At 65.5% G+C, this 13,693-nt stretch carries 11 protein-coding genes; all 11 read left to right on the plus strand.

Annotated elements, in window-relative coordinates:
* Nucleotides 1-82: 82 nt before the first annotated feature.
* The 11 genes from phhA (at nucleotide 83) to VGN62_RS15740 (ending at nucleotide 13,691) form a co-directional block, all read left to right on the plus strand.
* Complete coding sequence (phhA, locus tag VGN62_RS15690) at nucleotides 83-964, plus strand: phenylalanine 4-monooxygenase (protein ID WP_327455533.1); 882 nt, start codon at nucleotides 83-85, stop codon at nucleotides 962-964.
* Nucleotides 961-1,866 (plus strand): tryptophan 2,3-dioxygenase, encoded by a 906-nt coding sequence (locus tag VGN62_RS15695; RefSeq protein ID WP_327455535.1) that lies wholly within the window; start codon nucleotides 961-963, stop codon nucleotides 1,864-1,866. Before phhA ends, VGN62_RS15695 begins: the two co-directional genes overlap by 4 nt.
* A complete protein-coding gene (kynB, locus tag VGN62_RS15700; protein ID WP_327455537.1) occupies nucleotides 1,863-2,492 on the plus strand; it encodes an arylformamidase in 630 nt (209 codons plus the stop codon). Before VGN62_RS15695 ends, kynB begins: the two co-directional genes overlap by 4 nt.
* Complete coding sequence (gene kynU / locus VGN62_RS15705) at nucleotides 2,489-3,730, plus strand: kynureninase (protein ID WP_327455539.1); 1,242 nt, start codon at nucleotides 2,489-2,491, stop codon at nucleotides 3,728-3,730. The genes kynB and kynU overlap by 4 nt, the downstream gene beginning before the upstream one ends.
* Nucleotides 3,727-4,740, plus strand: a complete 1,014-nt coding sequence (locus VGN62_RS15710; protein ID WP_327455541.1) for a carbon-nitrogen hydrolase family protein — start codon at nucleotides 3,727-3,729, stop codon at nucleotides 4,738-4,740. Before kynU ends, VGN62_RS15710 begins: the two co-directional genes overlap by 4 nt.
* Nucleotides 4,740-5,873: a cupin domain-containing protein gene (locus VGN62_RS15715; RefSeq protein ID WP_327455543.1), complete on the plus strand. Its 1,134-nt coding sequence runs from the start codon at nucleotides 4,740-4,742 to the stop codon at nucleotides 5,871-5,873. Before VGN62_RS15710 ends, VGN62_RS15715 begins: the two co-directional genes overlap by 1 nt.
* A 19-nt stretch (nucleotides 5,874-5,892) precedes the next feature.
* Entirely contained in the window at nucleotides 5,893-6,801 is a 909-nt protein-coding gene (locus tag VGN62_RS15720; protein WP_327455545.1) for a fumarylacetoacetate hydrolase family protein, read from the plus strand.
* 4 nt (nucleotides 6,802-6,805) lie between these two features.
* Nucleotides 6,806-7,558: an Asp/Glu racemase gene (locus VGN62_RS15725; protein ID WP_327455547.1), complete on the plus strand. Its 753-nt coding sequence runs from the start codon at nucleotides 6,806-6,808 to the stop codon at nucleotides 7,556-7,558.
* A gap of 229 nt (nucleotides 7,559-7,787) precedes the next feature.
* Entirely contained in the window at nucleotides 7,788-10,766 is a 2,979-nt protein-coding gene (locus tag VGN62_RS15730; RefSeq protein WP_327455549.1) for a DUF2339 domain-containing protein, read from the plus strand.
* A gap of 326 nt (nucleotides 10,767-11,092) precedes the next feature.
* Nucleotides 11,093-13,153, plus strand: coding sequence for a phage tail sheath family protein (locus VGN62_RS15735; protein ID WP_327455552.1), 2,061 nt, complete (start codon nucleotides 11,093-11,095; stop codon nucleotides 13,151-13,153).
* Nucleotides 13,154-13,169: 16 nt separating this feature from the next.
* On the plus strand, nucleotides 13,170-13,691 hold the full coding sequence (locus tag VGN62_RS15740) for a phage tail protein (protein WP_327455554.1): 522 nt from the start codon (nucleotides 13,170-13,172) through the stop codon (nucleotides 13,689-13,691).
* Nucleotides 13,692-13,693 lie beyond the last annotated feature (2 nt).

The following is a 13,693-nucleotide window of genomic DNA, read 5'->3' on the forward strand; positions in this document are numbered from 1 at the left end:
GTTCCTTGTTACTGCGAAATCCGCACAATGTTTGCGCGCGCCCGCGTTACATTCGTGGCCGGAGATTTGGAGAGAGAGACCGGTGGCGGCGACACATATTTTCGATTCACCGCCCGACGGTGTCGCGGCCGATTGGACGATGCCGCAAAACTGGGGCGCGTTCACCGCCGAACAACATGCGACATGGCGAACCCTGTTCGACCAGCAGTCGGCGGCGATTACGGATTATGCGTGCCGCTCCTTTCTCGACGGGCTCGATATCCTTCGCAAGCTGAAGCCCGGGGTTCCCGATTTTGCAGAGCTTAACGCATTGCTGGGGCCAGCGACCGGGTGGGAAGTCGTCGCCGTTCCCGGCTGGATCCCGAACCAACCCTTTTTCGAGCATTTGGCGAACAAGCGCTTTCCGGCCGCCAATTTCGTCCGCCCGCCCGAGCAGGTCGCGTACAGCGAAGAGCCCGATATGTTTCACGACATATTCGGCCATATCCCGATGCTCACCGATCCGTCCTTTTCGGACTTTCTGGTGGCATATGGACAGGCGGGGTTGCGCGCCGAAAAGCTCGGGGCCTCGGATTTCCTGGGGCGCTTGTGGCTCTACACCGTCGAATTCGGCCTCGTCGTCGAGGAGGGCGAACTGCGCGCATTCGGCGGCGGCCTCATGTCGAGCTTCGCCGAAACGCTCTGCGCACTGACCTCTCCCGAACCGCGCCGCATCTGGCTCGACATCGAACGCGTGATGCGGACCAAATATCATTTCGACCAGTATCAGCAGACCTATTTCGTCGTCGCGGGTTTCGAGGAATTGCTGCGCGCGACCGAGGAAACCGACTTCGCCAGCGTCTACCGGAAGATCGCGGGGGACACTGCGCTTGAACCCGGTGATGCCTGGTGCGACGATGTCGCCTATGAAGGACGCCTGCCACCCGCGCGGCCGGGACCGGCAAACCGGGAGGCAGCACGATGACCAGGCAGACGCGCGACGGCGGCACCGACATTTTCGAGACCGAGATCGACGGCGAAACGATCCAGTGGGACAATGGCCTGACCTATGCGCGGCATTTGCAGACCGCGCAGCTTCTCTCGGCGCAGGTGCCGGTGTCGGACAAGCCCGACGAGATGCTGTTCATCATCATGCACCAGACGATGGAGTTGTGGATCAAGCTGGTGCTGCACGAAGGGCGGATCGTCTATGAGGCGATCAAGGCCGACCGGCTGGAGATCGCGGGCAAGGGACTCGACCGCATCGCGACGATTCAGCGTCACATGATCCATAGCTGGGAAGTACTTGCGACGCTGACCCCGCACGACTTCCTGACCTTTCGCGGCTTCCTGCGCCGCGCGTCGGGCTTCCAGTCGCAGCAATATCGCGAGCTTGAATATCTGCTCGGCAACAAGCGCGGCGATATGATGATCGTCCATAAGGATGACCCGCAAGCAACCGCGCGGCTGCGCGCGGCGTTCGAGGCGCCTTCGCTCTATGACGAACTGCTGAAGCTGCTCGCGCGACGGGGTTTCGATATTCCCGCCGATCATCTGGAGCGTGACTGGACCAAGCCCTATGAGGCATCCGAAGTGGTCGAGAAGGCATGGCTCGCGATCTACACCGACCCCGACCGGCATTGGGATCTCTACACGCTCGCCGAGAAGATCACTGCGCTCGAATATTATTTCCAGGAATGGCGCTTCAAGCACATGAAGACCGTCGCGCGCGTGATCGGGCACAAGCCGGGGACCGGCGGATCGTCGGGGGTCAATTATCTGGTCAAGGCGCTGAGCCTCAGCTTTTTCCCCGAACTCTGGTCGATGCGCACCGAGATGACCGCGCCGCGTGAGGGCGGCGACTATGCCGAGGGGAAGGGCGCATGAGCCGGATCTGGGACATCTCGCAGCCGCTGCACGCCGCGGTGCCGGTGTGGCCCGGCGAGCCGGCGTTTGCGCTCCACAGCCATGCGGTGATCGGCGACGGCTGTCCGGTCAATGTGGGGGGCATGTTCACGCCCCTCCATGCGGGAACGCACGGCGATGCGCCGCTGCACTATGCCAATGACGGCGCGTCGTCGGCCGATTGCGAACTCGATGCCTATATCGGGCCGTGCGTGCTGCTCGATCTGCGCCATGCGCGCGGGCGGGTCGAGGTTGCCGATATCGACTGGACCGCGATCGAGGGTGCCGAGCGCGTCCTGCTGCGGACCTATGAGAAATTCCCGCACGCGGCCTGGGACAGCGATTTCACCGCCATCGCCAGCGATGTGATCACGCGGCTTGGCACTATGGGCGTGCGGCTGATCGGTACCGATGCCGCATCGCTCGACCCCGAACAGTCGAAGACGCTCGACGCGCATCAGGCGGTGAAGGCCGCCGATATGCGGATATTGGAGGGACTGGTGCTCGATGACGTGCCGCCCGGACGGTACGAACTCGTCGCACTGCCACTCCGCATCGTCGGCGCCGACGCCAGCCCGGTGCGCGCCATCCTGAGGGAAATCGCATGACCGATACGATATTTGCCACCGATGTTTCGGCGCTCGACGCCGCCGACCCGCTGGCACCTTTCCGCGACCGGTTCCACCTTCGCGAAGGCCTGATCTATCTTGACGGCAATTCACTCGGCGCGCTGCCCAAGGCGACGGGCGACCGGCTCACCGAGGTTGTGGGCAGCGAGTGGGGCGAGGGGCTGATCACCTCTTGGCTCGGCGCCGAATGGTCGACCGCGCCGCGACGCATCGGCGACAAGATTGGGCGGCTGATCGGCGCGAACCCCGGCGAGATTGTTGCGACCGACTCGACGTCGGTAAATATTTTCAAGGCATTGACCGCCGCACTTTCGTTGCGGCGTGAACGGACGGTGATCCTGTCCGAAGCGACGAACTTCCCGACCGACGTCTATATGATGCAGGGCATCGAGGCCTTTTCGGGCGGGCGCGTGAAGGCGGTCACCGTCGCGCCCGACGCGGTCGTCGATGCGCTCAACGACGATGTCGCGGTGCTGCTACTCACACAGGTCCACTATAAGTCGGGCCGCGTCCGCGACATGGCGGCGATCACGAAGCGCGCGCACGAAGTCGGCGCGCTCGTCGTCTGGGATTTGAGCCATAGCGCGGGCGCGATCCCGGTCGACCTCAATAGTGCGAATGCCGATTTCGCGATCGGCTGCGGGTATAAATTCCTCAACGGCGGCCCCGGCGCGCCGGCCTATCTGTTTGCAGCATCGCGGCACCATGCCGCGACCCCCGTGCTGTCGGGCTGGTTTGGCCACGCGCGGCCGTTCGCTTTCGAAGAGGATTATGATCCCGCCGCCGGGATCGAACGCTTCCAGTGCGGTACTCCGCCGGTGCTCGGCCTGTCGGCACTCGAAGTCGGCGTTGACCTGATGCTCGAGGCCGACATGGGGGAAATCCGTCGCAAATCGCTCGCGCTCGGCGACCTGTTCATCGAGCAGATGCAGCCGCTGTGCGACGCCTATGGCTTCGAACTCGTGACGACGCAGGACCATGCGACACGCGGCAGCCAGGTGGCTTATGCGCATCCGCAGGGGTACGAGATCGTGCAGGCGCTCAAGGAATTTGATGTCATCGCCGACTTCCGCGCGCCCGACATCCTGCGCTTCGGGCTGACGCCGCTTTACCTGCGCTATCAGGACATCGTCGAAACCGCCCGGCGGCTCGAAAAGGTCTGCGCGACGCGCGCGTGGGACAAGCCGCAATATCGTCAGCGGGCGGCGGTGACATGAGCGACGTGTCGGCTCCCTTCCTGCCCAGATCGCGCGTTGCCGCTGTGCAGGCCGCGCCGGTCTTTCTCGATACCGCGCGCACCGTCGACAAGACGTGTGCGCTGATCGCCGAGGCGGCGGGTAACGGCGCACAGCTTGTTGCTTTTCCTGAAGTGTTTGTTTCGGCCTATCCGTATTGGAACTGGCTGATGACGCCGATCGAGGGTGCGGAGTGGCACGAGCGGCTGTATCGCGCGTCGGTGCTGGTTGATGGCCCCGAAGTCGCTGCGCTCTGCGACGCCGCGCGCGACCATGGCTGCACCGTCGTGATCGGGATCAACGAGCGCGACCCGGTGAGCGTCGGGACGCTCTACAACACGAATCTGATCATCGGCGCCGACGGCAGCCTGCTCGGACGCCACCGCAAGCTGGTGCCGACCTGGGCCGAGAAGCTGACCTGGGCGGGCGGCGACGGCAGTTCGATCCGCGTCTATGACACGCCCGTCGGGCCGCTCGGCACGCTGGCGTGCGGCGAGAACACCAATACGCTCGCGCGCTTTGCGCTGCTCTCGCAGGGCGAGCTCGTCCATATCGCCAATTATATCGCGCTGCCCGTCGCGCCGGCGTCGTACAATATGGCCGAAGCGATCAAGATCCGCGCCACCGCGCACAGCTTCGAGGGCAAGGTGTTCACGATCGTTGCCTGCTCGGCGGTGAGCCTCGAAATCATCGATGCAATGAGCGCCGACCGGCCGCAGAACCGCGACCTGCTGTCGCGCCCGAACAGTGCCTTTTCGGGCGTCATCGACCCGCACGGCAATCTGGTCGGCGACGCGCTGATCGACAAGGAAGGCATCGTTTACGCCGACATCGACCTCGGCGAGTGCATCCGGCCCAAGCTGATGCACGACATCATCGGCGGCTATAACCGCTTCGACATCTTCAACCTGACGGTCGACCGGACGCCACGTGCGTCGGCGCTGTTTGTCGACGAGCCGCAGCCCGTCGATCCCGACGAGGAGACGTCATGATGGCAGGCAGCAGCACGATTGTCGATCCGCGCGACGATGTGCTCGGGCGGGCGCGTGTCACCGATACGCCCGAACTCGAAGCGTTCTACGAGGAACTCGCCGGACGCAACGCCGGCGCCTTCTGGAAGCGCGCGAACGCGATCGAGCCGTGGGAGCCCGAGACGCGCTATCGCCCGACGCTGTGGCGCTACGCCGAGATGCGCGACATGTGCCTGCGCGCGCTCGATCTGGTGAAGCCCGAGGAAGCGGGGCGCCGCGTCGTGACCCTGCTCAACGACAGCGATGCGGGACGCGAGAATGTTGCGGTCTGCGGCTGGCTGTTCAGCGGGATGCAGGCGATGCGCCCCGGCGAGATAACACCCGCACACCGGCATACCGCCTCGGCGCACCGCTTCATCATGGAGGGGAAGGGCGCCTATACCGTCGTCGATGGGCACCACATCACGCTGGGCGCGAACGACTATGTGCTGACCCCGAACGGCGCCTGGCACGACCATGGCGTTGTCGCGGAGGGCGAAGTGTCGATCTGGCAGGACGGGCTCGACATCCCGTTGATGAACAGCCTCGAGACCAATTTCTACGCGGTGTACGACCAGCCCGCGCAGACCGCGGCCTTTCCCGCCGACGACCTGCCGCTGAGCTATGGTGGCGCGGCGCTGCGCCCCGAGGGCGTGCCGGCTTGGGAGAAGCCCTATTCGCCGGTGATGGTCTACCGCTGGGAAGCGACGCGCGATGCGCTGTGGAACCTCGCCAAGGTTTCCGACGGCACGCCGTTCGACGGGCATATGGTGCGCTATTCGAACCCGCTCACCGGCGGTTGGGCGCTCCAGACGATGGGCGCGCATATGCAGATGCTTAAAGGCGGTTTCCGCGGCAAGGCGCACCGCCACACGGGCAATGTCGTCTATAATGTCGCGGGCGGGCGCGGCTATTCGATCATCGGCGGCGAGCGCTTCGACTGGGGCACCCACGACATTTTCTGCGTGCCCGCATGGGTTTGGCACGAGCATGTCAATCTCGACGCATCCGAAGAAGCCTTCCTCTTCTCGTTCAACGATTTCCCCGTGATGGAGGCGCTCGGCGTCCGGATCGAGGAAGCCTATTCCGAAAATGGCGGCCATCAGCCCGCCTGATTTGCAGACAGGATAATTTATGCGTTTCGTGACTTATCGCACGGTCGAGACCGAACCGCGGCTCGGCCTTCTCCACGACGGACTCGTGATCGACGTCGAATATTTCGGCGATGCGATCGGGCAGGATCTGCCCTCGACGATGCTCGATTTCATCGATCTGGGGCCGATTGCGCTCCGCTTCCTCCAGGAAGCCGTCGCGGCGGCGACCTCCGCCGACCTGATCGGCACCTCGCTGCCCGTCGGCAATGTCACCCTGCTCGCGCCGATCCCGCGCCCGCGCAAGAATATCTTCGGCATCGGTCTCAACTATACCGAGCATGTCGCTGAATCGGCGCGCTCGCTCGACACATCGAACGAACTGCCGCAGCAGCCGGTTATCTTCTCGAAACCGCCGACCGCGGTCGTCGCGTGGAACGACCCGATCCGTCACAATGCGAAGGTGACGCAACAGCTCGACTGGGAAACCGAGCTGGCGGTGATCATCGGCAGCACCGCGCGGCACGTCGCCGAGGCCGATGCGCTGAATCATGTGTTCGGCTATACCGTCATCAACGATGTGTCGGCGCGCGATTGCCGCCGCGCGGGGCAGTGGATCGTGTCGAAGGGGCAGGACAGCTTCGCGCCGATGGGACCGTGCATCGTCACCGCCGACGAAATCGGCGATCCGCACAACCTCAATATCCTGACGCATGTGAACGGCGTCGAGAAGCAGAACAGCAACACGCGCTTCATGCTGTTCAACGTGCCGCAACTCATCGCCGACATCTCGAGTGTGATGACGCTCGAACCCGGCGACATCATCGCGACGGGTACCCCCGCGGGGGTCGGCGCCGGACGCACGCCGCAGGAGTTCATGTGGCCGGGCGATGTCGTCGAATGCACCGTCGAGGGCATCGGCACGCTCCGCAATCCGATCGTCGCGGTCTGATACGATGACGCGACCCATCCGCATCGGGCAGATCGTGCCCAGCTCGAACGTCACGATGGAGACCGAGATCCCCGCGCTGCTTCGCGCGCGGGAGAGCATCGCGCCCGAGCGCTTCACCTTCCACTCGTCGCGGATGCGGATGAAGAAGGTGACGAAGGAAGAGCTCGCGGCGATGGACGCCGACTCCGATCGCTGCGCGCTCGAACTGTCGGACGCCGCGGTCGATGTGCTCGGCTATGCCTGCCTCGTCGCGATCATGAGCATGGGCGAAGGCTATCACCGCGTGTCGGAGGCGCGCCTGCACCAGCGCACGGTCGAGAATGGCCGCGCCGCACCCGTCGTCACCAGCGCGGGCGCACTGGTCGAGGGGCTGAAGACGCTGGAGGCGAAGCGCATCGCGCTCGTCGCACCCTATATGAAGCCGCTGACGCAGATGGTCGTGTCCTATATTCAGAATGAAGGCGTCGAGGTAAGCGACTGGTTAGCCCTCGAAATTCCCGACAATCTGGAGGTCGCGGCACAGGATCCCGCAAATCTCCTCGACCATTACAAGCGGCTCGACCTGACCGGCATCGACGCGCTCGTCCTCTCGGCGTGCGTCCAGATGCCGTCGCTGCCGTCGGTGCAGAAGATTGAGGATGCGATCGGCATCCCGGTCGTGTCGGCGGCGATCTGCACCGCGCACCAGATGCTGGCGCGGCTCGGACTTTCGACCGAAGTCCCCGACGCGGGCGCGCTGCTTTCGGGCCGATACTGAGTTCACCCCGTGCCCCCGCTAGGGGCGCATGCGCAACCGAACGCGAGGCCGCTCGTTTGACCCTGTCTGCGAGCGGCTTTTGGCGTGCGCTATTGCACGGCGCGGCTTCGGGCATATGCTCGGCTGCTAATTTGAGGATTGCTTCGGCCTTGAGGGAATGGGAATGCAAAGCACACCGCTCGGGACAAGTTGGGGACCGATGATCGTGTCGGGTTCCGGAGCCGCATAGGTGTTCGAGCTTTTTGCTTTCCTCGCTATCGTCATCCTCGGCGTGCTGTTGTCGGACACGCGGACCCGGCTGAAACGTGCCGAAAAGATCCTCGCCGAAGCCGCCGGGAAGCTCGGCGCGGCGCAAGGCACAGCGAAAGCGCCGGTTGCCAAGGCCAAGCCGGTCGTCGAACCCCAAAGCGAAACGACGACACCGAATGCGGCGCGCGCGGCAGCCAGGGACAGCGCACCATTGCCCGCGATGACGCAGAAGCAAGGCCAGACGGCGTCGGCACCGGCCGGGATCGAAGTCCGGCCATCGCCGCCACCGGCGCCTGCGCCGAAAACGCCCGCCGCTCCGGCGAAGCCCGCCGCCCCCGCCAATCTGTCGGCGCGGTTCGAGGACCTGTTCGGCAAGACGCTGCCCATCTGGGCGGGCGGCATCACGCTGGCGATCGCCGGGGTTCTCATCGTGCGTTATGCGATCGATCTCGGCTTCTTCGCCCGTGTCTTCACCCCGGGGGTGCAGGTGGTTGCCGGCATCCTCTTCGGCCTCGGCCTTGTCGGCGGCGCCGAATATGCCTGGCGCAACGAAGCGCGGGTCCGCGACCTCCGCGTGCCGCAGGCGCTCTCGGGCGCCGGTATCGCGACGCTTTATGCCGCGATCATGGTCGCGGCGAACGTCTATGGGTTGATCGGCCCGCTGTCCGCCTTCTTCGGACTGGCGCTGGTCACCGCCGCGGCGCTCGCGCTGTCGCTCCGCTTCGGCCCGCCGAGCGCGCTCCTCGGGCTTGCAGGGGGCCTTGCCGCGCCGACGTTCGTCGGGGCGCTCGAACCGAACGTCCCGCTCATCGCCGTCTATCTTGCGCTGACTATCGGCGCGCTCACCGGGGTTGCGCGGATGCGCCGCTGGCCGTGGCTCGCGCTTGCCGCGCTTGCGGGCGGTGCGGGGTGGAGCGTGTGGATGGTCTTCGTCGGCGGTGCGCTCGACACGCTCGGTTCGCTGTCGATCGGCGGCTATGTCCTGCTTCTCGCCATCGCGATTCCGCTTTTCGCCTATGAAGGCCCGCGCGCGGCGCTGCTGCGCGCGGCGGCGGCGATCGTCGGTGCGCTGCAACTCGCACTGCTCGTGGCCTATGCGGGCTTTGTGCCGCTCCACTGGGGCCTGTTCGCGCTGCTTGCCGCCGCCGGGCAGTGGCTTGCCTGGCGCGAGGCGAAGCTGGCGATCGTCCCGACGACCAGCCTCGCGCTGTCCGCGCTCCTGATGGGGCTATGGCCCGACCCGACGCTCTTCTGGCTGACCCTCATCGGTATTGCGCTGGTGCTGATCCACGCGCTGCCGTTGCTCGCGCGGCTGTGGACTCCGCCGGCCGAGCTGCGCCGCACGCTCGAACTCTGTTTCCTCGCGATCGCGCTGCCACTGCTCGCCAAGTGGCAGGTCCCCGCGATGGGCGATGGCGCGCTGGCCCTCGTCGCGCTCGCGGGCGCGGCGCTCCCCGCGACCGGACTCGCGCGGGGCTGGCGTATCGAAGGCCGCGCCGCCGACCGCCGCTTCGCATGGCTGACCGGAACCGTCGCGGCGCTTGTCGCGCTTGCGCTCGCGCTGCTCCTGCCGTTCTGGCTGGCGGCGGTCGCCATTGCCGGCGTCGCAGCGGCGCTGTTGCCGTTCGGCAAGGCCGCGGGTGATCGCCGGATCGAATGGATCGCGGCAGGGTTTTTTGGCGTCGCGCTCGCCGCGTTGCTCGCGACGCCGCGCGCGCTCGACGAATTGCCGCGTCTCGCCTTGGGGACGGAGGCCGCTGCTGCGGAAGCTTTCTTGCGCTGGGCAGCGCTCGCGGCGGGCGCGCTGGTCTTCGCGCTCCGCGCCGAACGACCCGTCGTGCTTCGCCTGGGGCAGGGATTTGCCGCGGCGCTCGCCTATGGCGCCGCTGCGCAGCTGCTTCCGGCTTCGCTGCTCGTCTTCGTGCCCGCGCTTGGCGTCGCGGCGCTGTTGCTTGCGGCGCCGCGCTTCGGCCTCGGCCGGATCGGTGCCGGTGCGGGCATGTTTGCGGCGATCGCGCTCGGCTGGGCGGCGATGCCCGTCGCGATATGGGCGGGCAAGGCGATGCTGTCGCTCGCCGGCGTGCCGATGGCGATCGACGGCGAAGCGCTCGCTGCGGGCGAATTGATCCGCCGCCTCGCGCTTCCCGCACTGCTGTGCGGTGCGCCGCTCTGGCTGCTCCGCGGAAATTTGCCGCGCTGGCTTCTGGTCGGCGGGATGACGATCGCCGGGGCGATCGGGGTGATCGCGGTCCACGCGCTCTACCGTCTCGGCTTTGCCGCGCTCGCCGGCGGCGATTTCGTGACGACCGGAATTGTGCAGCGCTTCGTCTGGGAGATGCTGCTGATCGGGCTCGGCTGGCTGCTCTGGCGCCGAGGCATCGTCACCGGCGCGCGCGTGCTGATCGTTGCCGGGACGGCGCATGCCCTCGTCTATGGCCTCATCCTCCACAACCCGCTGTGGGCGGAACAGGCGGTCGGCGGCTGGCCGCTCGCCAACCTGCTCATACCGCTCTTCCTGCTACCGTGGGTCGGGTTGCGGCTGACGGGCATGGTCTTCGCGCCCGCGCCAGCGCTGCTCGATCGCGGCGTCCAGCTGCTGACGATGCTGCTCGTTGCGACCTTTGCCTGGGCCAGCCTGCGCCAGCTTTTTCACGGCAGCCTGCTCGTCGAACCCGGCGTCGCGCCGTCGGAGAATATCCTGCGTTCGCTCCTCATCCTGCTGCTTGCGATCGGTTTCCTCTTGTGGGGAATCCGGGGCCATCGCCGCGACTGGCGGATCGCGTCGCTCGTGCTCATGCTGGCCGCCGTCGGCAAGGTGTTCGTCTTCGACGCATCGGGTCTCGAAGGACTGCTCCGTATCGGTTCTTTCGTCGCGCTCGGCTTCAGCCTGATCGGGATTGGATGGCTCTATAGCCGGCAGCTTCGCGCATCGGGGCCAACGCCGGAACCCGGGGACTAGGCGCGAAAAGCCGGCAATCGGCGGGCGCGTTCGCGCCGTTTCCGGCCATGAATGAGACAAGAATAGGGTCGAAAGTCCCGGTCCGATTTGCGCGGGTCGAAATGTTCCAGGCTTGCGGTCAGGCGCCTTGACTCGTTCGCGGAACGCGTGGCAGCTTCGCCCCCGGCCATGGGACCGCACGAGTCGGGAACATCCGACTGGGCCTAAAAACACAAGTCGCACCTCTACCGCGTTGAAGCTGGGTCGCCGTTTTCGGCAGCTCGCAGGTGTCGGTCCGTGCGCTCTGTTTCACGATGCATCGACGCCCTTTTGGGGAGATCAGGTCGATGCTTCAATATAAACATCCGGGTGTCTACACACAGGAAGTGCCGAGCGGGGTCCGCACGATCTCCGGCGCGGCGACATCGGTCGCGCTGTTCGTCGGGCCGACGCTGACCGGCATCGACAACCGCGCGATCCGCATCCAGAATTTCGGCGATTTCGAACGCCAGTTCGGCGGGCTGACGCAGACGAGCAGCCTGTCCTATTCGGTGCTCCATTTCTTCGCCAACGGCGGGTCCGAAGCATTTGTGTGGCGCGTCCCGGTGGCGGGCGCCGCAGCGGCGCAATCGGCGGTCAAGCGCGACGCAGCGGGCAATAACGCCTCGTTGACCGTGACCGCCCTGTCGGCCGGCAAAGCCAGCAGCGAGCTTTATTTCGAGATCGACAGCTTCGATATCGACGGCAAGCCGTTCAGCACCGAGGCGACGGACAAGCGCGCCTTCACGCTGACGATTACCGACCGGCTGACCGGGCGCGTCGAGCGTTTTCCGCGCCTGACCACGGCGTCGTCGAGCGCGCGCTTCGCCGAAGCGGTGGTCAACGATCCCGCGACGGGATCGAAGCTGGTCAAGGTCAAGGTCAACGGCATCGACGCGGAGCGGCCGGTCACGACAGGGACAGCGTATAAATTGGCCGACCTGCCCGCGGCGGGGACATTCGGCGCGCCGATCAACACCAATGTACGGATCGCCGTGCGCGACGCGGCGGGCGATGTCGACAATGCGCTGTCGCTCACCCTGACCGACGTCGCGGTATTCCCGAACGGCGCGGCGAAGCCTGCCAGCTTGCAGGAAGCCGCAGCCCGTCTGGAAGCCGCGATCAACCTGCATATCCGCCAGACCGCCGCCGCGGACCAGGCAATGCAGGGGGTCGGCGTCATCGTTTCGCTGGCCGAGGGCGGCAAATATCTGCGGCTGCGTACCAGCGCGCCCGTCGCCGGCCAGTTCGGCCGCCGCCTGTTCGACGCGACGGTGACGCTCGCCAATCCCGGGACCGGCACCTCCTTTGCGAGCCAGTTCATCGCAGGAAGCGCAGCGGTCGCCAATGTGTCGCGCTACGCACTCGGTGCGCCCTATACGCCCGCCTCCAGCGAACAGATCGTTGGCCCGCCCAGCCTGATTACGGGTGTCGACGGCAATACGGCGGCGGCGGGACAGCCCCAAACGACGGCGTTCCAGGACGCCGTGCTTGCGCTCGAAGGTCGTGACCCCTTTTTCAACCTGCTCTGCCTGCCCGACCTCGTCCGCCCGGCGGCTGGCAATCCCAAGGGGCTTCACCATCAAACCGCAATGTCGATCTATGGCGAGGCGGCGCGCATCTGCAAACTCAAGCACGCGTTCCTGCTGATCGACCCGCCGCCCTATGTCGAGGATGTCGGGACGGCCGAAGCGTTCAAGACCAGCGGCATCAGCTTCGCGTCGAGCCATTCCGCAACCTACTTCCCGAATATCCGCGTCGACGATCCGCTGGAGGCGGGCGCGATCCGCAGCCACCCGCCGTCGGGCGCGATGGCAGGGCTCTTCGCGCGCACCGACGGCCAGTTCGGCGTGTGGCAGGCGCCCGCCGGGACCGACGCGGTCCTGTCGGGAGTCTATGCGCCGTCGGTCGACTTGTCGGACGCCGATCATGGCGTGCTCAATCCGCTCGGGCTCAACTGCATTCGCAAATTCCCCGTCTATGGCACCGTCAGTTTCGGGTCGCGAACGGTCGATGGCGCCAACGCGCTCGCCAGCGAATGGAAATATGTCCCGGTTCGCCGGACAGCGTCCTATATTTTGCGCAGCCTGAGCGAAGGGCTGCGCTGGGCGGTCCACAAGCCCAATGGCGACCAGCTCTGGTCGCAGCTGCGGCTGAACAGCACGGCGTTCATGCACGGCCTGTTCCGGCAGGGCGCGTTCAAGGGCGTGTCGGCGCGCGAGGCCTATTTCGTGCAGTGCGACGCCTCGACCACCACCGCAGACGATATCAATCAGGGCGTCGTCAATATTCTGGTCGGCTTTGCGCCGCTGAAGCCGGCGGAATTCGTCGTCATCAGCCTGCGCCAAATCGTCCAGCCGCTGGTTTGAGGGAAGGGAGCGTCACATGGGACAGTTTTCAGTCAACGCGCAGCGGTTCGATCCCTACAAGAACTTCAAATTCCGCGTGAAATGGGACGGCCGCTATGTCGCGGGCATTTCCAAGGTGTCGATGCTGAAACGCACGACCGAGATGATCAAGCATCGCTCGGGGGGCGATCCGTCGACCAGTTCCAAATCGCCGGGCCGCACCGAATATGAAGCGGTGACGCTCGAACGCGGGGTGACCCACGACGTCGATTTCGAACAATGGGCCAACAAGGTCTGGAACTATGGCTCGATTGCCGGGGGCGAAGTGTCGCTCGCCGATTTTCGCAAGGATATCATCATCGAAATGCTCAACGAAGCGGGGCAGACGGTGATCGCCTATAACCTCTATCGCTGCTGGGTGTCCGAATATCAGGCGCTGCCCGATCTCGATTCCAACGCCAACGCCGTGGCGATCGCCAAGCTGAAGCTCGAGATCGAGGGATGGGAGCGCGACTATGCGGTCGTCGAGCCCAAGGAACCCAGCTTCGTAGAACCGTGAGC

This window comes from Sphingopyxis sp. (assembly GCF_035998905.1).
In the GTDB taxonomy this organism is placed as follows: Bacteria; Pseudomonadota; Alphaproteobacteria; order Sphingomonadales; family Sphingomonadaceae; genus Sphingopyxis.

Excerpts from the sequence above, each read along its gene's own strand:
- VGN62_RS15695 (WP_327455535.1), top strand. The coding sequence starts at position 961 with ATGACCAGGCAGACGCGCGACGGCGGCACCGACATTTTCGAGACCGAG.
- kynB (WP_327455537.1), top strand. The coding sequence starts at position 1,863 with ATGAGCCGGATCTGGGACATCTCGCAGCCGCTGCACGCCGCGGTGCCG.
- kynU (WP_327455539.1), top strand. The coding sequence starts at position 2,489 with ATGACCGATACGATATTTGCCACCGATGTTTCGGCGCTCGACGCCGCC.
- VGN62_RS15710 (WP_327455541.1), top strand. The coding sequence starts at position 3,727 with ATGAGCGACGTGTCGGCTCCCTTCCTGCCCAGATCGCGCGTTGCCGCT.
- VGN62_RS15715 (WP_327455543.1), top strand. The coding sequence starts at position 4,740 with ATGGCAGGCAGCAGCACGATTGTCGATCCGCGCGACGATGTGCTCGGG.
- VGN62_RS15720 (WP_327455545.1), top strand. The coding sequence starts at position 5,893 with ATGCGTTTCGTGACTTATCGCACGGTCGAGACCGAACCGCGGCTCGGC.
- VGN62_RS15725 (WP_327455547.1), top strand. The coding sequence starts at position 6,806 with ATGACGCGACCCATCCGCATCGGGCAGATCGTGCCCAGCTCGAACGTC.
- VGN62_RS15735 (WP_327455552.1), top strand. The coding sequence starts at position 11,093 with ATGCTTCAATATAAACATCCGGGTGTCTACACACAGGAAGTGCCGAGC.
- VGN62_RS15740 (WP_327455554.1), top strand. The coding sequence starts at position 13,170 with ATGGGACAGTTTTCAGTCAACGCGCAGCGGTTCGATCCCTACAAGAAC.